This window comes from uncultured Brevundimonas sp., assembly GCF_963975535.1.
Classification (GTDB): Bacteria; Pseudomonadota; Alphaproteobacteria; order Caulobacterales; family Caulobacteraceae; genus Brevundimonas.
The window spans coordinates 337,808-356,139 of sequence record NZ_CAXBHE010000001.1 but is presented as its reverse complement, the minus strand read 5'-3'; the positions used below and the strand labels follow the sequence as shown (position 1 = coordinate 356,139).

Here is an 18,332-nt window from a genome sequence, read left to right as displayed (position 1 = left end):
AACCCTGTAGCGAGCCCAGCGGCGACGCCAGAGACGAACCAGGGACCGTCCCGGGCCGGTTGTTGTCAATTCTGCATCCGGGGCGTGCGGCGGTGAACCGGGTCCGCGGGACAGGCCCGAGGCTGACGGGGGCGATCAGTCCCCGCCGCCGCCCGTGCTTGCCCGCCGTTCAAGCCCGGCGACGAGGGTGGCGACGCGGGTGTCGTCGGGGTTCAGGGCCAGGGCGTGGCGGTAGTGTTCGAGCGCGCCGGCATGGTCACCGAGCGTCAGCAGGGTCTCGGCCAGGCTGTCGTGCGGATTGGCGGATTGCGGGTGGCGCGCGACATTGAGACGGAAGGCGTCCAGCGCCGCCTCGGGGCCGAAGGTCGCGGACAGGGTGTAGCCGACGGTGTTCAGGAGTCCCTCCGCCTCGGCCGGAGACAGGCTCCGGTCCGCGATATGGGCGTCCAGCCGGGCCAGCGCCGCCGGCCAGCCCTGTGCGGCATGGTCAGTGACCAGGTCCTCGAACAGCAGCTGGGTCGGGCTGGCGAAGCCGGGAATCAGGGCGTCGGCCAGCACCGTGGTGATCCGGCGGGTCGGGATCTCGCGCGGGCCGCCGTTGTCGAGGTAGATGACCGTGACGGTGTCGGACGGGTCCGACTTGCGGAACCCGTGCATGAAGTTGACGCGATTGCCGCCGCCGTGGCCGACGGTGATGAAGTCGCCGAGATCCGAATATTCCCAGCCGTCCGCATAGGCCCCCGGCCGGCCGTTCGACAGCGGCAGGGGCTGCCAGTGATCGAGCAGGGTGCGGCGCGGGACCAGATCGCCGCGCACCAGGGCCCCGGCCCAGACCGCCAGATCCGACAGGCTGGCGTTCAGGCCGACCGACGACCAGACATAGGGCGGATAGGTGGGATAGAGCTCCGGGGCCAGATCGCCGGTGGCGGCGTCGGGCCGATAGCTGACGATGGTGCCCGCCTCGGCCAGGGCGTGACCGCCATAGCGCATCCGGTCGAGGCCCAGCGGCGCAAACTGGTCGTCGGCGACCAGATCGGCATAGGCGCGGCCCGACGCCTGTTCCAGCGCCAGTTTGACGAGCAGGAAATTGGTCTGGTTGTAGCGCGAGCGGCTGCCGGGCTCCGCGATGAAGTCGGCGTCGCGCACCCGGCCGAACGCGGCCGCGACGGTCGGCGGCACATCGGGGTGGGAGTAGTATTCCGGCAGGCCGGACACGTGAGAGAGCAGCTGCCGGACGGTCAGGCCGCGCCAGGCCCCGGGCAGGTCGGCGACATAGGTGGCGATGGGGGCGTTGAAATCCAGCTCGCCGCGGGCCTCGGCGCGGACCGTCTCGATCAGGAAGAACAGCTTGGACATGGAGAAGACGGAATAGAGGGTGTCGCCGTTCGCCGGCGTCGTGCCGCCGAGCCGCTCGACCCCCGCATGGCGGGTGTAGACCAGCTGATCGCCGCGCAGGATGGCCACGGACAGGCCGACCGGGGCATAGACCTGCATCACCGCGTCGACCCGCCGGTCGAGGGTCTGCGTCACCGCCGCCGCGAGCGGCGGCATGGTCGCGGTCGCGGGCACGGTGGCCGCCGGCAGATGGCCGCAGCCGGCAACACCCAGGGCCAGCGCCACGAGCCCCGTCTTCAGTCCGATGGTCGTCATTGTTCCCCCGTCGATGATCGACGCCCGCCGCGCCGGCACACAGGCCGGACCCGGCGGTTGCGGGGCCGGCTCAGCCGCGACCCCGACCCTGCACGACGGGACGCGCTCTCACCACCCCAGCGCCGCCTCGCCCCTGAGGATGGCCTCGGCCTCGGGTGTGTGTTTGGCCCCGGTGCGGTCGTGCAGGACCAGGGCGGGCAGCAGGCGCAGGGGGGCCTTGCCGGTCTTGATGGCCAGCACCAGCACGCGTTTGGCGGGTTCGTCGGCGAAGGGCTGGACCGGGCGGATGGCGAAGGCGCCGGCCCCCGCGCCCAGCAAGGCCAGGATGTCGGCCAGGCGGTCGGCGCGATGGATCATCACGATGCGGCCGTTCTCGCGCACGGCCTTGAGCAGGAAACGGGTCCAGGCGGCGAGGCCGTCGTCGGCCATCCAGGCGCCCGCCTTGCCGGGGGCGGGGGCGCGCAGGGCGGCGGGGTCGTCGAAGAAGGGCGGGTTGGCGATGGCCCAGTCGGCCGGGGCGGCCTCGAGGGCGCGGAAGCCGGCGGCGACGTCGCCGGTCAGGATGGTGGTGCGGTCATTGATGTTGTTCAGGGCGGCGTTGTCGCGGGCCAGGGCGGCGGCGGCGGGGTCACGCTCCAGCCCGGTCAGGCGGGTGCCGGGACAGCGGGCGGCGATCTGGGTCAGCACGGCCCCGGCCCCGCAACCGGCCTCGAATACGGTCTGGCCGGGCGTGGCGGGCACGGCGGCGGCCAGCAGGGCGGCGTCCATGCCGGCGCGATAGCCGCGGGCGGGTTGGCGCAGCCGCACCCGTCCGCCCAGCAGGGCGTTCTCGACCGTCTCGGTGATGGCGGTGTCTGTTGGTGCGACGGTCACGCGGCTTGACCCTTTAATGTGCGATCATCATTGTGCGCCGCATCGCCGCGGGGCAAGGCTGCGGCTGGATTTCAGGCGCGATTCCCCCGTGTTCGCCCGCTTTGAAGAGTTCTCCGTTGGACGCAGTCACCGCCGCCGCTCCCCGCTCGAAGGGTGACGTTGAGCTTCTGGTTCGACTGGCGGCTGCCGACATGGCGACGGTCGACGCCCTGATCATCGAACGGATGCAGAGCCAGGTGCCGGTCATTCCGCTGCTGGCCGATCATCTGGTGGCGGCCGGGGGCAAGCGGCTGCGGCCGATGCTGACCGTGGCCGCGGCGCGCGCGGCCGGGGCCAGGGGCGACATCGACGCCCCGCGCAAGCTGGCGGCGGCGGTCGAGTTCATTCACACAGCCACCCTGTTGCACGACGATGTCGTCGACGCCTCGGACATGCGGCGCGGCAAGGTGGCGGCGCATCTGATCTGGGGCGCGCCGTCCAGCGTGCTGGTCGGCGACTTCCTGTTCGCCCGGGCTTTCGAACTGATGGTCGAGACCGGCCAGATGCGGGCGCTGGGCATCCTGGCCAAGGCATCCAGCGTGATCTCCGAGGGCGAGGTGCTGCAGCTGACGCGGGCCCACGACCTGAACCTGGACCATGACACCTATCTGCAGATCATCTCGGCCAAGACCGCCGAGCTGTTCGCCGCCGCCGCCGAGGCCGGGGCCGTGGGCTGCGGGGCCGGGGAGGCCGAGATCGCGGCGCTGCGGGCCTATGGGCTGAACCTGGGGCTGGCCTTCCAGCTGGCCGACGACGCGCTGGACTATGGCGGCACGTCGGAAGCCCTGGGCAAGAACGCCGGCGACGACTTCCGCGAGGGCAAGGTGACCCTGCCGCTGCTGCTGGCGGCGGCGCGGACCAAGGGCACCGAGGACGCCTTCTGGGACCGGACCATCAACGGCGGCGACCGGTCCGAGGCCGATTTCACCCGGGCGCGGGAACTGGTGATCGGCGCGGGCGCGATCGGGGCAACGCTGGACCTGGCCGGGGACTATGCCGACCTGGCGCAGGCGGCACTGGCGGTGCTGCCGGCGGGAGAGTGGCGCGCGGCGCTGGAACAGCTGGCCGATTTCGCGGTGTCGCGGGCGGCGTGACGATCGGCCGGATGGCCTGCGGGAGCCGGCCCGGGCATGACCCTGTAATCCTGAACGCGCGCGGTGCAGTATGCGGACGGTACCAGGACCCGGTGACAGCATGCACGGTGAAGCCGCTATGTTCAGGTCCGGCGCGGGGCCGGCGTGAAGCCGGGCCGGGTCGTGGTCGCGGGTGTGACGATCACCCATCCCGACAAGGTTCTGTGGCCGGCCCGCGACGGCCGTCCGGCACTGACCAAGGCTGATCTGGCACGGTACTATGAGGCGGTGTCACCGCGCCTTCTGGCCCATGTTGCCGGTCGACCGGTCTCGATCGTCCGGGCTCCGAACGGCATCGCCGGCAAGATCTTCTTCCAGCGTTACGCCTTGACGGGGTCGCATCCGCGACTGCAGCGGATCGACGTGAAGGCGCGCGCGCCCTATGTCGCCGTCGCCGACACCGGCGGGCTGGTGGCCCTTGCCCAGGCGGGCGGGCTGGAGCTGCATCCGTGGGGCTGCCGGCCCGGCGATCCCGAGACGCCCGAGCAGATCACCTTCGACCTCGATCCCGACGTGGGGCTGGATTTCGGCGATGTGATCGCCGCCGCGAAGACGGTGAAGACGAAGCTGGAGGCGCTGGGCCTGACACCGTTCGTCAAGACGACGGGGGGCAAGGGCCTGCACGTCGTGGTGCCGATCCGCAGCGATGCCCGCTGCCGGGTCAGCTGGGACCAGGCGAAGGCCTTCGCCCGGGCCGTATCAGGGGCGATCCGGGACGAGGATCCCGACCGGTTCACCATCACCCTGGCCAAGAAGGCGCGGGGCGGGAAAATCTTCCTCGACTATCTGCGCAACGGCCGGACGGCGACGGCGGTGGCCCCGTGGTCGCCCAGGGCACGACCCGGTGCCGGGATCGCCACGCCCCTGTCGTGGAGGCAGGTGCGGGCGGGCCTGGATCCGTCAGCCTTCAATATGTGGACCTGCAGGGCGTTGCTGGAGACAGCCGACCCATGGACGGACTTCCGCAAGGCCGAGACCAGCCTCAGGCCCGTGCTGCGAAGGGCCGGCGTCGGATAGTGCTCCGGTCTCCGACCCGGGCCGATCAGCGCAGGCTGGCGCAAAACCGCTGGATGCGGCGGCAGCCTTCCTCCAGCACGCTGTCGCTGGTGGCGTAGCTGATGCGGAAATAGGGCGACAGGCCGAAGGCCGCGCCCTGGACCACGGCGACGCCTTCGGCGTTGAGCAGTTCGGTGGTGAAGGTGGCGTCGCTGTCGATGACCACGCCGCCGTCGGTGGTCTTGCCGATCAGCCCCTCGATCGACGGATAGACATAGAAGGCCCCCTCGGGCGTGGGGCAGCGGAGGCCGGTGGCCTGGTTGAGCATCGAGACCACCAGATCGCGGCGCTTTTCGAAGGCCCGGCCGCGCTCGGCGATGAAGTCCTGCGGCCCGTTCAGGGCCTCGACGGCGGCCCACTGGCTGATCGAGGCGGGGTTGGAGGTGGTCTGGCCGGCGACCTTGCGCATCAGGTCGATCAGGGCCTTGGGCCCACCGGCATAGCCGATGCGCCAGCCGGTCATGGCATAGGCCTTGGACACGCCGTTGACGGTCAGGGTGCGGTCGTAGAGGTCCGGCGCGACCTGGGCGAAGGTGGTGTAGTCGAAATCGCCGTAGACCAGATGTTCGTACATGTCGTCGGTCATCACCCAGACCTGGGGATGGCGGCGCAGGACCTCGGCCAGGGCTTCGAGCTCGGCCCGGGTATAGGCGGCCCCGGTCGGGTTGGAGGGGGAGTTGAGGATCAGCCATTTGGTCTTCGGCGTGATGGCGGCTTCCAGCACGGCGGGGCGCAGCTTGAAGCCGTCGGCCTCGACCCCGACGATCTCGACCGGTTCGCCGCCGGCCAGCAGGACCATGTCGGGATAGCTGACCCAGTAGGGGGCGGGGACGATGACCTCGTCGCCGGGCGACAGGGTGGCCATCAGGGCGTTGAACAGCACGGCCTTGCCGCCCGGGGCCACGTGGATCTGGGCCGGGGTGTAGGTCAGGCCGTTTTCACGGGCGAATTTGGCGACGATGGCCGCCTTCAGCTCGGGCAGGCCGTCGACGTCGGTATATTTGGTCTCGCCGCGCTGGATGGCGGCGATGGCGGCGGCCTTGACGTTGTCGGGGGTATCGAAGTCCGGCTCGCCCGCGCCGAGGCCGATGATGTCGCGGCCCTCGCGCTTGAGCTCACGGGCCCGGGCGGTGACGGCGAGCGTGGCCGAGGGCTGGACGCGGGACAGGGCGGTGGACTGCAGGCTGGACATGGAGGCTCCCGGGGGACGGCGGCGCAATCCTTACGCAGATGCGAAAGGCGGATCAAATGCCGATGCGGCAATCGCGGCCCGGCGTCAGGCCGTCAGCTACCGGACGCGTCGTCGTCGAGGGCCTCGCGCAGGGCGGACAGGCGGGACCGGCTGACGGGCAGGGGCGGCCCCTCCCGCATCTGCACGCGCCAGCGATCCCCGTCGCGGCCGAGCCGCTGGACATGGGCGAGGTTGACGATCACCGAGCGATGAATGCGCTGGAATCCCCGCGGCAACTGGTCCGCGAGCCGCTCGAGCCGGGCCGTGTGCAGCAGCCGGCGGCCGCCGATCAGCCGCAGTTCGACATAGTCGTCGGCCCCGACCACGGCGAGAATGTCGGGGATCGGCACCAGCTCCACCCCGCGCGCGGAGGCCACGGTCAGCCGGTTCGGCCGGTCGGCGGCGCGGGTCAGGGCGGCCTCGCGCCCCCGATCCTCGCGGCTGAGGCGGACCACCTCGACCATCAGCAGGGGCAGGACGAGGCTGGCGGCGAGCAGGAAATAGGACAGGTCCACCAGCCATTCGGGGAAGGCGATCGCCAGCCCCATGAACAGGGCCAGCCAGGCCAGGGTCAGGCGCGCCCCGGGCTGACGCCGCCGCACGCCCACGGCCGCCGCGACGATCGCGAGGGCGACGCCGGCCAGCAGGGCCCAGCCGGTCTTCTGGTCAAACCCGGGCAGCAGGGCGGTCGCGGCCCCCGCGATCACGGCGACCCCGATCATCCCCCGGCGCGCCCGCGGCATGAACCGGCCGGTGACATAGCTGACCAGCAACACGGCAAAGGCGGCGGCCAGCAGCCAGATGGTCCCGACGCGCCAGATGTGCAGTGGGTAGGGGTAGGCGAACAGCGGGCGCAGGCTCTCGACCACGGCCTGCAGTGCGGCCACGGCGGCGATGGCGGCGAGGATCAGGCTGGAGCCGGTCCGGCGCATGACATGGATGACCCCGAAACCGAAGGCCGCGGCGAACAGGGCACCGGCGGCGACAAGGGTGACCGCCAGCAGGGGGATGCGGGAGGGCAGGGGCCAGGGAGCGACGACCACGGCTCCGACCGGGTGGTCCAGTCGCAGACCACCGTGGAATGACGACAGACGCACGACGAGCTCGTTGGCACCCGGCCGCCACGCCGTCTCCCCGATCGGCAGGGCGGCCTGGTAATGGCCGGGGACCTCGCTCTGCGCCGTCGCACCCGGCCGGCCGTTGGCCCCGAGGCTTCGGCCGTTGAGCCATGCCTGCGATGAGGCGATGCCGAACAGATGCAGGGCCCGCGGCCGATCATCCGGCGGCGGGGTGACCGTTGCCCGAATCCACAGCTCACGCCCCTGCGGATCGATCCCGCCGGTCAGCGGCCGGCAGTCACTGAGCACGGGTCCGTCCGGCCCCAGGGCACCCCGGCAAGTCTGCCACGCCGGCTCGGCGGCCCGGGCGAGGGACGCGAGACCCATGAACAGGCCGACGAGGATCAGGGTGCGCCACATGGGACCACCCTAGGGCACCGTTGACCGGGACGCGCGTCCGTTCACCGAATGCGGGACGCCGTTGACCGAAACCGGGCGGACAGGCGGCGTCGGCCCGGGTGGGATGGCCGACATGACCCATGCATCCCTCAGCCGCCGCGCCCTTCTCGCCGCCGCGGGCCTCGCCGTTCCGTCCGCCGCCTTCGCCCAGGCGCAGGCCGGTCCCATCCGTTTCAAGGGCTGGCGCGATCAGGAGACCGACGCCGAGCAGGGCTTTTTCGAGGTGCCCGAGGATCGTCGTGACCCCGGTTCGCGGCGGATCCGATTGAGTTATGTGCGCTTCCCGTCGACGGCGGCGCGGCCCGGTCCGCCGATCGTCTATCTGGCCGGGGGGCCGGGCGGCACGGCGACGGGGACGGCGACCGGACCGCGCTTTCCGATCTTTGAGGCGCTGCGCGCGGTCGCCGACGTGATCGCCTTCGACCAGCGCGGCACCGGCCTGTCCAACCATATTCCGCCGCGACCGGCCCCGACCGGGCCCCTGCCGGTGCTGACGCGGGCGGGAGTCACGGCCCGGGTCCGCGACGAATTCCAGAAGGCCTGGGTGGACTGGACGGCGGCCGGTGTGGCCATGCGCGGCTACAACACGGCCGAGAGCGCCGACGATATCGACGCCCTGCGCCGCCATCTGGGCGTCGAGACGATCGACCTGTGGGGCATCAGCTACGGGTCGCATCTGGCCCTGTCGGTGCTGAAGCGGCACGGCGACCGGGTCGGCCGGGTGGCGCTGGCCAGCCTTGAGGGTCAGGACCAGACGGTGAAGCGACCCGCGCGGCTCGACGCCTATCTGGACCGGGTCGACATCCTGCTGGGCACCGATCCGGTGGCGCGCGCGGCCGTGCCCGACCTGCCGGCCCTGATGCGACGTGTTCATGCCCGGTTCGAGGCGGACCCCGCGTCGCTTGGCGTTCCCGTGCAGGGGGGGGCACTGGACCTGCAGATCGGCGGTTTCGCCATCCAGATGCTGGCGGGCGGGCTGATCGCCAATCCGTCGACCCTGGCGATGTTGCCGGGACTCTATCTCGCGCTCGACGCCGGCCAGACGGCGGTGCTCGGGCCGTTCCTGATGCGGATGGGCGGGCTGGTCGAGATCTCGGGCATGCCCGAGGCGATGGACCTGGCGTCGGGCATCTCGCCCGCGCGGCTGAGACTGGTCGAGCAGGAAGCGCGGACGGCGGTGCTGGGTGACGCGCTCAACTTCCCGATGCCGCATCTGCTGGGGGCGGTGCCGGACATGGACCTGGGCGAGGAATTCCGCGCGCCGCTGCGCATCGATACGCCCGCCCTGCTGGTCCAGGGTACGCTGGACGGGCGTACCCCACTGGAGGAGCAGGCCGAGGTGGCGGCGCAGTTCCGGCACAAGGCCACGGTGGTGGTCGACAACGCCGGCCACAATGTCCTTGAGTCCCATCCGGAGGTACAGGCGCTGCTGGTCCGGTTCTTCCGGGGTGAGGCGATGACGGATACCCGGCTCGGCCTGCCGCCGCCGGTGTTCCGCGTCGCCTGACCGGGGCCGGTCGGCCCGGGCCGCCCGGGCGGGATTCGTCGGGAGGCGGTCCCCGCTCGCCCAAACCCGTGCCGGGTGTTAATCCGCATCCATGTCCCGGCTGCTCGATTTCATCCTCAACATGGAAGGCCGTCGCTGGCGCGCCCTGCTGGTGACCCTGGCCCTGTTCGCGGCGGTGGCGGCACTGTTCGCGGTGGGCAAGTCGCAGCTGGGACTGGCGGCGGAGGACCGGCTGGAGCTGTGGCTCAACGGGTTCAGCGACAGTCCCTGGGGGCTGGTGGCGACGGTGGCGGTGTTCGTGGTCGCGGCCTTTATCGGGGTGCCGCAATTCATCCTGATCGCCGCCTGCGTGGTGGCCTTCGGGCCGTGGTTCGGTTTCGCCTACAGCTGGATCGCCACGGTGGTGTCGGCGGCGGTGACCTACTGGCTGGGGCGCGGGCCGACGGCGCGGGCGGTCGAACGGTTCGGCGGCCGCACGGCCGGACGGATGACGCGGTTCGTGGGCCAGAACGCCTTCTATGCCAGCTTCATGATCCGCAATGTGCCGTCGGCGCCGTTCATCGTCGTCAATATGGCGTTCGGGGCGGCGCGGGCGTCGTTCACCGGATTCCTGGCGGGATGCGCCCTGGGGGTGCTGCCCAAGACGGCGCTGGTGGCCTTCTTCGGCGGCTCGTTCATGAGCGCGGTCAGCGGCGACGGGATCTGGACCTCGGCCATACTGGCGGTTGTGGCCGTGGTCTGGCTGGCGATCATGCTGGGGGTGCGCGAACTGGTGAAACGGCGCGAGGACCGGAACGCCTAACGGGCACCAATCTTGTTACGGATCACGCGGGTGCCTATGTGGGATGCCATACCGAACCCGGCCGGAGCCCGTCATGCTGAAACTGTATTACTCGCCCGGGGCCTGCGCCATGGCCTCGCATATCGCCCTGGAGGAATCCGGCGCGACCTATGAGGCGACCCCGATCGACCTGAAGACGGGCGAGCAGCGGACCCCGGACTATCTGGCGATCAACCCGGCCGGGGTGACGCCGGCGCTGCAGACCGAGCGCGGGGTGATCACCCAGAACGCCGCCATCCTGACCTTCATCGCCCAGACCCGCCCGCAGCAGAACCTGGCCCCGGTGGGGGATCCGTTCCGGATGGCGCGTTTCAACGCCTTCAACGGCTGGCTGGGATCGTCGCTGCATCCGGCCATGGGCAGGCTGCTGTTCAGCCGTCCCGCGCTGGAGGGCGAGGCCCGGGGCGAGGCGGTCGACCTCGTGCTGACCCGGATGCAGCTGATCGAGGACCGGTTGCTGGACGGCCCCTGGGTGATGGGGGACGCCTATACCCTGGCGGACGGCTATCTGATGGTGTTCGAGCGCTGGGCGCGGGCCGCCGATCTGCTGGATTCGGCCCGGTTTCCGGGGCTGAACGCCCATCTCGACCGGACCCAGGAACGGGCGGCGGTCCAGCGGGTGCTCGCGGCCGAGGGTCTGGAGGCCGTCTGAGCCGAGGCGATGCCGGTTTCGTCATCGTCCGGCCGGTCAGGGATTGTTATCGGGGCTTGTAATCCCCCCGTCATGCGGGCAAACGAGCGCCTAGTCGGCTCGGCGAAGACGGTCAGAAACGTTGTGCGTATGGGGATGCGTGCGGTGGGGCGTCGCTGAAGCGGACTGACACGACGATCGCCCTTCCGGCCTGAACCAAACGGTATCCCGCGCCCATGTTCTCACCATTTTTCGGCATGATGTCGAACGACATCGCCATCGACCTCGGCACCGCCAACACCCTTATCTATATGAAAGGCAAGGGTATTGTGCTGAACGAGCCGTCCGTTGTGGCGCTCAGAAACGTCGGTGGCCGCAAGATCGTTCATGCCGTCGGCATCGAGGCCAAGCAGATGCTGGGCCGCACCCCCGGTCACATGGAAGCCATCCGTCCGATGCGCGACGGGGTCATCGCCGACTTCGAGGTCGCCGAGGAGATGATCAAGCATTTCATCCGCAAGGTGCATAACCGCAAGGGGTTCGTGAACCCCAAGGTCATCGTCTGCGTGCCGTCGGGGGCCACGGCCGTCGAGCGCCGCGCCATCAACGATTCCTGCCTCAACGCCTCGGCCCGCCGCGTCGGCCTGATCGACGAGCCGATGGCCGCGGCCATCGGCGCCGGCCTGCCGATCCATGAGCCGACCGGCTCGATGGTCGTCGACATCGGCGGCGGCACCACCGAGGTGGCCGTGCTGTCGCTGTCGGGCATCGTCTACTCGCGCTCGGTCCGCGTCGGCGGTGACAAGATGGACGAGGCGATCATCTCGTACATGCGCCGCAACCATAATCTGCTGATCGGCGAGACCACCGCCGAGCGCATCAAGAAGGACATCGGCACCGCCCGGATCCCGGCCGACGGCGAAGGCCTGTCGATCGAGGTCAAGGGCCGCGACCTGATGCAGGGCGTGCCGCGCGAGGTTCGCATCAGCGAGCGCCAGGCCGCCGAGGCCCTGGCCGAGCCGGTGACCCAGATCATCGAGGCCGTGAAGGTCGCGCTGGAAGCCACGCCGCCGGAACTGGCCGCCGACATCGCCGACAAGGGCATCATGCTGACCGGCGGCGGCGCGCTGCTGCGCGGTCTGGACGCCGAGATCCGCGACCACACCGGCCTGCCGGTGTCCGTGGCCGACGACCCGCTGTCGTGCGTGGCCATCGGCTGTGGCCGGGTCCTGGAACATCCGCGCTGGATGAAGGGCGTCCTCGACTCCGCGCTCTGACCCGGGCGGTTCGAGGACCGCCTCAAATCCCTGTCATCGTTGATGTCGTGCCGGTTCCCAACCGGTCCGTATTTTGCGATAGCCTGTGTGGATCAGCGGGACTGTCCCGCTGATTCTTGCTCTTTGCTGGAAGGCGCGCCGTGGCGTTTCGCGACGGACCGTTCGAAAATCTCAAGGTGCCGCTGGTCTGGACCGCGGCAGTTGTTGTCGTGGCCGCAATCGTGGCCTCGATTCTGCTGCTGCTGAATGATCACCGGGCGACCGAGGGCCAGGCCGGATACGGGGCCGTGCGCTCGTCGGCCGACGCCGTGGCCGGACCGGTCGGCGGGGTGTTCGCCGCCCCGGTGCGCTGGGCCGGGGCCGCGAGTGACTATGTCGGCGGCTATTTCTTCGCTGTCTCCGAGAACCGCAGGCTCAAGGCGCAGCTGGCCGATTTCCAGCAGCAACGCGACCAGGTCATCGCGCTGAGGAACGTCAATGCGCGCTATGAGGCGATGCTGGGCGTGCGCACCGAGCCACCGGTGCCGATGGCCACGGCCCGGTCGATTTCGGAATCGCGGGGACCGTTCAACCGCGCCCGGCTGCTCGATGTCGGCAGCGGCAAGGGCGTCCGGGTCGGAAATCCGGTCATCAATGAACACGGGCTGGTCGGCCGGATCATCGGGACCTCGCCGCGCGTCAGCCGGATGCTGCACCTGACCGACGTGGCCAGCCAGACCCCGGTGCTGATCGCCCGCAGCGATGCCCGCGCCATCCTCAAGGGCGACGGCAGCGGTAATCCGCGACTGGAGTTCGTCCGCGGTGTCGGCTCGATCGAGGTCGGGGATCGGGTGCTGACCTCGGGCGACGGCGGCGGCTTTCCGCGCGGCCTGCCGATCGGCGTGGCCGCCAAGGGCATCGACGGCTCGTGGCGGGTCAAGCTGTTCAGCGACCGGGGCGCGATCGACTATGTCCGGGTGATGCTGTTCCAGGACTTCGGCCAGCTGCTGGAATCGGACGACCTGAACGCCCCGCCGCTGGCCGGCCTGTCCGCAGCGCCGCCGCCCTCGGCGACCCAGGCCGCCGCCATCAGCGATGCGGCTGCCCGCCGTGCCGCGATCTCGGCGGAAGCGACGGCGCGCAACCGGGGCGGCACCCCGGCCCGTGCAACGCCGACACCGACACCGGCCGCACCGACGCCGGCACCGACACCGACACGGCCGGCGGCCTCAACCCCGGCACCCGCCCAGGCCCGGCCGCGGCCCCCCGGACCACGCCCCTATCAGCCGGTGACCCCGCCTCCGGCCACGCCGCCGGCCACCGTCTCTGCCCCAGAACCGGGAGCGGACGAGTGAGACGGTCGATGGCGGTCCGGGTCGTCGGCCCCCTGCAATGGATCGTGTATCCGACCCTGATCGCGATCGCCGCGACGATCGTCCTGGCCACACCGGCCAAATTGTTCGGCCTGACCCTGCCCGAACCGGTTCTGCCGATGGTGCTGGCCTTTTCCTGGCCGCTGATCCGGCCGTCCATCATGGCCCCGCTGGTGCTGCTGGGCCTCGGCCTGTGGCTCGATGCCTTCTGGCACGGACCGTTCGGCATGTGGGGGCTGGCCCTGTCGGCCGTCTACGGCGTGGTGCTGCTGTCGCGCAGCTTCCTGCTGGGTCAGGAGACCCGGGTCCTGTTCGTCTGGTACACGGCCTGCACCCTGCTGGCCTTCGTGCTGGCCTATGTGATCGTCACCCTGGGCTCGCCGACCGCGCCCAGCGTGCTGGCGACGATCGCCCAGATCGTGCCCACCCTGCTGGTGTTCCCGCTGGCGCACATCATGATCGAGCGGTTCGATGACGGGGATGTGCGGTTCCGATGAGCCACGAACCCTCCATCTTCTTTTCCGACGTCAACGAGCGCCAGGGCTCCTTCCTGCGCCGCACCTTCGTGCTGGGCGGTCTGACCACCCTGGGGGTCGTCGCCCTGACCGGACGTCTGGCCCAGTTGCAGGTGGTGCAGGCGCAGCAATATGCGACCCTGGCCTCCAACAACCAGTTCAACTTCCGGCTGGTGCCGCCGCCGCGCGGGCGCATCCTCGACCGCAACGGTGTGGTCATCGCCGGCAACCGGCCCAGCTTCCGGGTGCTGGTGGTGCGCGACGAGACCAAGGACCTGGACCAGACCCTGGACCTGCTGGGCCAGCTGCTGCCCGATACGCTGGAGCGGCGTCGGGCGATCATCCGCGACGTCAACGCCGCGCCGCGGTTTTCGCCGGTGCCGGTCAAGAGCGACCTGAGCTGGGAAGAGTTCGCCCGCGTCAACCTGTACGCCAACGAGCTGCCCGGTGTGATGGCCGACATGAACGAGGCCCGCTACTATCCGTTCGGCGGATCGTTCGCCCATGTGGTCGGCTATGTGGCCAAGGTCTCGGACCGGGACATCAAGGCCATTCGCGACCGCGGCGAAGACCCGCCGCAACTGCTGTACAATCCGGGATTCCGCATCGGTCGCCAGGGCGTCGAAAAGGCGCTGGACCTCGATCTGCGCGGTCAGGCCGGCGGGACCCGGGTCGAGGTCGACGCCCGTGGCCGGGTGGTCGGTGAGGACGTCGGCGGGTCTGTGCCGGCGACCCCGGGCAAGGATGTCGTGCTGACCCTCGACGCCGATGTCCAGAACCGGGCGCTGGAAGTGTACGGCGAGGAGTCCGGCGGCTGTGTGGTGATGGATGTCCGCAACGGCGACATCCTGTGCATGGTCTCGGCCCCGTCGTTCGACGCCAACCTGTTCGTCAGCGGGGTGCCGGGCAACATCTACAGCGCCCTGCGGGACTATGAGCGCAAGCCGCTGCTGGACAAGGCCATCTACGGCACCTTCCCGCCGGGTTCGACGTTCAAGATGACGACGGCCCTGGCCCTGCTGGACGCCGGGGTCAATCCGACCGAGCGGGTCGTCTGCACCGGCGGCTATCGCTACGGCAACCGCACCTTCCGCTGCTGGAAGCGGGGCGGGCACGGCGCGATGGACATGCACAACGCCATCAAGAACTCGTGCGACACCTATTTCTACCACATGTGCAACCGGGCCGGCATCGACCGGATCGCCCGGGTGGCCGAGGATCTGGGCTTCGGCAACACCTATGAGATCGGCATCGCCGGCCAGTCGAGCGGCACGGTCCCGTCGCAGAAGTGGAAGGCGGACTACGCCCGTCGTACCGGGGCCACCCATCCGGACGCCGGCAAATGGTATCCGGGCGAGACCCTGTCGGTGGCGATCGGCCAGGGGGCCCTGTCGGTCAGCGCCCTGCAGCTGGCCGTGATGACGGCGCGTATCGCCAACGGCCGCAAGGCGATCCAGCCGCGGCTGGTCCGGTCCGTCGGCGACGCGGATCGACCGTCCGGGGCCGCGGCCCCCAACCTGCCGTTCAGCCAGGAGCATCTGAACATCGTCCGCGGCGGCATGGCGGCGGTGGCCAATGATGTGACCGGCACCGCCTATCGCGCGTCCCAGCTGGGGCTCGGCGACATCCAGATGGCCGGCAAGACCGGCACGGCCCAGTCCCGCGACTATGGCACCGGCTCGCGCGGACCGCGCGATGCGGTCTGGACCCGGCGGGACCATGCCCTGTTCGTGGCCTTCGCGCCGCATGACGCGCCGCGCTATGCCATCGCCCTGATCATCCAGCACGCGCCGGCAGGCGGCTCCGCCGACGCCGCCCCGCGGGCCCGGGAGATCATGAAGACCGTGCTGCTGAAGGACCCGGACATGCGCGCCCGGATCGAGCGCCCGGCACCGCCCGAAGCCGTCACCGGCGAGGCGGACGAAGGCGAGGCCGGCGCCCTGCCGGGCGGCGAGGTCACCGGACAGGCGGCCGCCGAGGTGCTGACCCCCAGTCCGTCGGCCCCGGCCCGCGCCCCGCGAACGGCCACGTCCGGCCCCCGTCCCTATCTGTCGGAGCCGCGATGACCTCCTCGGCCCTGACCCGTCCGGGTGAACGCGACCGTCTGTCGGTCAAGCTGACCCAGATTGACTGGCGCTTCGTCGGCCTGCTGGTCGTGGTCTCCGGCATCGGTGCCGCGATGCTGTTTTCGGTGGCCAAGGGGTCCTGGGATCCGTGGGCGGCCAAGCATCTGATCCGCTTCGGTGTGATGCTGGCGGTGATGCTGATCCTGTCCATGGTCCATCTGAAATGGTGGTTCCGGGCCGCCTATCCGATCTATTTCCTGGCGCTGATCATGCTCGTGGGGGTCGAACTGTTCGGCTACACGGCCATGGGGGCGACGCGTTGGCTCGATATCGGCATCACCCGGATCCAGCCGTCCGAGATCATGAAGATCGGCCTCGTCCTGGCCCTGGCGCGCTGGTACCACGGGGCCTCGGCCCAGGACGCCAAATTCTCCTGGAAACTGATCTTCCCGACCGGGATGATCGCCGCGCCCTTCCTGCTGGTGGCCCACCAGCCCGACCTGGGCAGCGCCATGCTGATCGGCCTGACCGGTGCGGCCATCATGTTCATGGCCGGGCTGAGCTGGCGGGTCATTGTCGCGGCCGGGGCCGCGGCCGTGGCGGCGGCGGTGCCGTTCGTGATGTTCGTCATGCACGACTATCAGCGCAACCGGGTCCTGACCTTCCTGAACCCCGAGGGGGACCCGTCCGGCAACGGCTATCACATCATCCAGTCCAAGATCGCCCTGGGCTCGGGCGGGCTGCTGGGCAAGGGCTATGGCCTGGGCAGCCAGAGCCAGCTGGAATTCCTGCCCGAGAAACATACCGACTTCATCTTCTCGGCGGTGTCGGAGGAGTTCGGCTTCGTCGGCTCGTTCACGGTTCTGGCCTGCTATGTCGCCATCATTGTCATCGCCCTGCGGATTGCGTCGCTGTCGCACAGCCATTTCGGCCGGCTGGGCGCGGCGGGCCTGACGGCGACCTTTGCCCTGTATGTGCTGATCAACGGTGCCATGGTGATGGGGCTGGCCCCGGTGGTGGGCGTGCCGATGCCCTTGCTCAGCTACGGCGGTACGGTGATGGCCACGGTGATGATCGGCTTCGGCCTGGTGATGGCCACGCGGGTGCACCGCTATGCCGAACTGCCCAAGGGCCATGGGCTGATCTGATCCGGCGGCTTCCGGTGGGCCGGGCCGGGCGTTAGGCTGTGGCCATGAGCAGTCCCATCCCCAAGGCCGATCCGGCCATGTTCGCCCCCTGTCCCAAACCCGTCAGCGTCATGGCCCCCGAGGGGGCCGCGGCGATGGCCCGCGGCGTCAAGATGCGCAAGAGCCCGGCCGAATGGGCCTTCGTCCGCCTGTCGAAACTGATCGAGGATTTCGAGAAGGGCATCGACAAGGACGAGGAGGTCGGGGCGCGACTGGTCGGCCTGCCGGGCGACGGGACGATGCAGATCGAGGACCTGGGCTTCTGGGAGCCGGACCTGATCCTGTTCCTGGGCCGCAATGCCGACGGCAAGGTGGTGCGGCTGGTGCAACACTACACCCAGATCAATGTGCTGCTGAACGCGGTCAAGAAGCCGGAGGAGCGCGAGGCGCGGCGCATCGGATTCCAGCTGGGCGAACTGGTCGAGAAGACCAACCCCACGGACTGACGGCGGACGCTAGAGGGTCGCGGCCCAGTCGGTGCCGCGGATCAGGCTGTCGATGATGCCGGGCTCGGTCGAGGCGTGGCCGGCGTCGGGCACGATGTCGAGCCGGGCCTCGGGCCAGGCCCGGTGCAGGGCCCAGGCTCCGGAGATCGGCGTGACCACGTCGAACCGGCCCTGGGCGATCCAGGTCGGGATGTGGCGGATGCGGCCGATGTTCCGGATCAGCCAGTCCTCCTCGGGGAAGAAGCCGCCGTTGACGAAATACCAGCATTCGATGCGGGCGAAGGCCACGGCGAAGGTCGGGTCGGCGAATTTGTCGGGGCGGCTGGACGGCCCCTGCACGCTGACCGTCTCGCCCTCCCAGCTGGACCAGGCGATGGCGCAGCGTTCGCGCTCGGCCTGGTCGTCACCGGTCAGCCGCTTGTAGTAGGCGGTCATCAGGTCGTGGCGTTCGTCTTCGGGGATCGGGGCCAGGAACCGTTCCCAGGCGTCGGGGAAGATCATCGAGGCCCCGTCCTGGTAGAACCAGTGCAGTTCCTTGCGGGTCAGCAGGAAGATGCCGCGCAGGATCAGGCTGAGGACCCGTTCCGGATGGGTGATGGCGTAGGCCAGCGACAGGGTCGAGCCCCAGGAACCACCGAACACCACCCATTTGTCGATGCCGCAGCGCTCGCGCAGCCGCTCGATGTCGGCGATCAGGGTCCAGGTGGTATTGTCCTCGAGCGAGGCATTGGGGCGGCTCTGGCCGCAGCCGCGCTGGTCGAACATGACGATGCGATATTTGGCGGGATCGAAATAGCGCCGCATCCCCGGATTGACCGAACCGCCCGGACCGCCGTGCAGGACCAGCACCGGCAGACCCTGCGGATTGCCGCTTTCCTCGTAATAGATCTCGTGTGGGCCGTCGGTCGACATCCAGCCCGAGGCGAAGGGCTCGATCTCCGGGTAGAGTTGGCGACGGGGTGTTTCGGACGTGGAGAAAGCCATACGGGACAGAAACTTTCAGCTTGGCAG

The 18,332-nt window shown here is 69.9% G+C and carries 16 protein-coding genes; 11 read left to right on the top strand and 5 right to left on the bottom strand.

All coding sequences use genetic code 11. The annotated features are described in order from the left end of the window. Nucleotides 1-135 precede the first annotated feature (135 nt). Nucleotides 136-1,650 carry a serine hydrolase gene (locus AACZ75_RS01665; protein WP_339870830.1) on the bottom strand — a complete coding sequence of 505 codons (1,515 nt, stop codon included), beginning with the start codon at nt 1,648-1,650 and terminating at the stop codon, nt 136-138. A gap of 108 nt (nt 1,651-1,758) precedes the next feature. Further along, the gene (locus AACZ75_RS01660) at nt 1,759-2,523 is read right to left on the bottom strand and encodes a methyltransferase (protein ID WP_339870828.1); all 765 of its coding nucleotides are present in this window, start codon (nt 2,521-2,523) and stop codon (nt 1,759-1,761) included. A gap of 116 nt (nt 2,524-2,639) precedes the next feature. On the opposite strand from AACZ75_RS01660, the gene AACZ75_RS01655 reads away from it, so the two are divergent. Beyond that, a complete protein-coding gene (locus AACZ75_RS01655) occupies nt 2,640-3,656 on the top strand; it encodes a polyprenyl synthetase family protein (protein ID WP_339870826.1) in 1,017 nt (338 codons plus the stop codon). A gap of 144 nt (nt 3,657-3,800) precedes the next feature. Beyond that, nucleotides 3,801-4,712 (top strand): non-homologous end-joining DNA ligase, encoded by a 912-nt coding sequence (gene ligD / locus AACZ75_RS01650; RefSeq protein WP_339870824.1) that lies wholly within the window; start codon nt 3,801-3,803, stop codon nt 4,710-4,712. A 25-nt stretch (nt 4,713-4,737) separates the two neighbouring features. Here the strand turns inward: ligD and AACZ75_RS01645 are convergent, their stop codons facing one another. Both AACZ75_RS01645 and AACZ75_RS01640 read right to left on the bottom strand, forming a co-directional pair. After that, nucleotides 4,738-5,943: a pyridoxal phosphate-dependent aminotransferase gene (locus AACZ75_RS01645; RefSeq protein ID WP_339870823.1), complete on the bottom strand. Its 1,206-nt coding sequence runs from the start codon at nt 5,941-5,943 to the stop codon at nt 4,738-4,740. Nucleotides 5,944-6,035: 92 nt separating this feature from the next. Next, on the bottom strand, nt 6,036-7,460 hold the full coding sequence (locus AACZ75_RS01640; protein WP_339870821.1) for a LytTR family DNA-binding domain-containing protein: 1,425 nt from the start codon (nt 7,458-7,460) through the stop codon (nt 6,036-6,038). Between the two features lie 112 nt (nt 7,461-7,572). Here AACZ75_RS01640 and AACZ75_RS01635 point away from each other — a divergent pair, with 112 nt between their 5' ends. The 9 genes from AACZ75_RS01635 (at nt 7,573) to AACZ75_RS01595 (ending at nt 17,321) form a co-directional block, all read left to right on the top strand. Continuing rightward, the gene (locus AACZ75_RS01635; RefSeq protein ID WP_339870820.1) at nt 7,573-9,006 is read left to right on the top strand and encodes an alpha/beta fold hydrolase; all 1,434 of its coding nucleotides are present in this window, start codon (nt 7,573-7,575) and stop codon (nt 9,004-9,006) included. Between the two features lie 91 nt (nt 9,007-9,097). Beyond that, nucleotides 9,098-9,808, top strand: coding sequence for a VTT domain-containing protein (locus AACZ75_RS01630; RefSeq protein WP_339870819.1), 711 nt, complete (start codon nt 9,098-9,100; stop codon nt 9,806-9,808). 73 nt (nt 9,809-9,881) lie between these two features. Next, nucleotides 9,882-10,499: a glutathione S-transferase C-terminal domain-containing protein gene (locus AACZ75_RS01625; protein ID WP_339870818.1), complete on the top strand. Its 618-nt coding sequence runs from the start codon at nt 9,882-9,884 to the stop codon at nt 10,497-10,499. A 215-nt stretch (nt 10,500-10,714) separates the two neighbouring features. Next, entirely contained in the window at nt 10,715-11,755 is a 1,041-nt protein-coding gene (locus tag AACZ75_RS01620) for a rod shape-determining protein (RefSeq protein ID WP_300447036.1), read from the top strand. 140 nt (nt 11,756-11,895) lie between these two features. After that, on the top strand, nt 11,896-13,089 hold the full coding sequence (gene mreC / locus AACZ75_RS01615) for a rod shape-determining protein MreC (protein WP_339870816.1): 1,194 nt from the start codon (nt 11,896-11,898) through the stop codon (nt 13,087-13,089). 8 nt (nt 13,090-13,097) lie between these two features. Beyond that, a complete protein-coding gene (locus AACZ75_RS01610; RefSeq protein ID WP_339870815.1) occupies nt 13,098-13,604 on the top strand; it encodes a hypothetical protein in 507 nt (168 codons plus the stop codon). Then, nucleotides 13,601-15,688 (top strand): penicillin-binding protein 2, encoded by a 2,088-nt coding sequence (gene mrdA / locus AACZ75_RS01605; RefSeq protein WP_339870814.1) that lies wholly within the window; start codon nt 13,601-13,603, stop codon nt 15,686-15,688. The genes AACZ75_RS01610 and mrdA overlap by 4 nt, the downstream gene beginning before the upstream one ends. Beyond that, nucleotides 15,685-16,836, top strand: a complete 1,152-nt coding sequence (rodA, locus tag AACZ75_RS01600) for a rod shape-determining protein RodA (protein WP_339870813.1) — start codon at nt 15,685-15,687, stop codon at nt 16,834-16,836. The genes mrdA and rodA overlap by 4 nt, the downstream gene beginning before the upstream one ends. Before the next feature lie 44 nt (nt 16,837-16,880). Next, a complete protein-coding gene (locus AACZ75_RS01595) occupies nt 16,881-17,321 on the top strand; it encodes a DUF6173 family protein (protein WP_339870812.1) in 441 nt (146 codons plus the stop codon). Between the two features lie 9 nt (nt 17,322-17,330). Here AACZ75_RS01595 and pip read toward each other — a convergent pair whose 3' ends face one another. Further along, nucleotides 17,331-18,305: a prolyl aminopeptidase gene (pip, locus tag AACZ75_RS01590; protein WP_339870811.1), complete on the bottom strand. Its 975-nt coding sequence runs from the start codon at nt 18,303-18,305 to the stop codon at nt 17,331-17,333. Between the last annotated feature and the right edge of the window lie 27 nt (nt 18,306-18,332).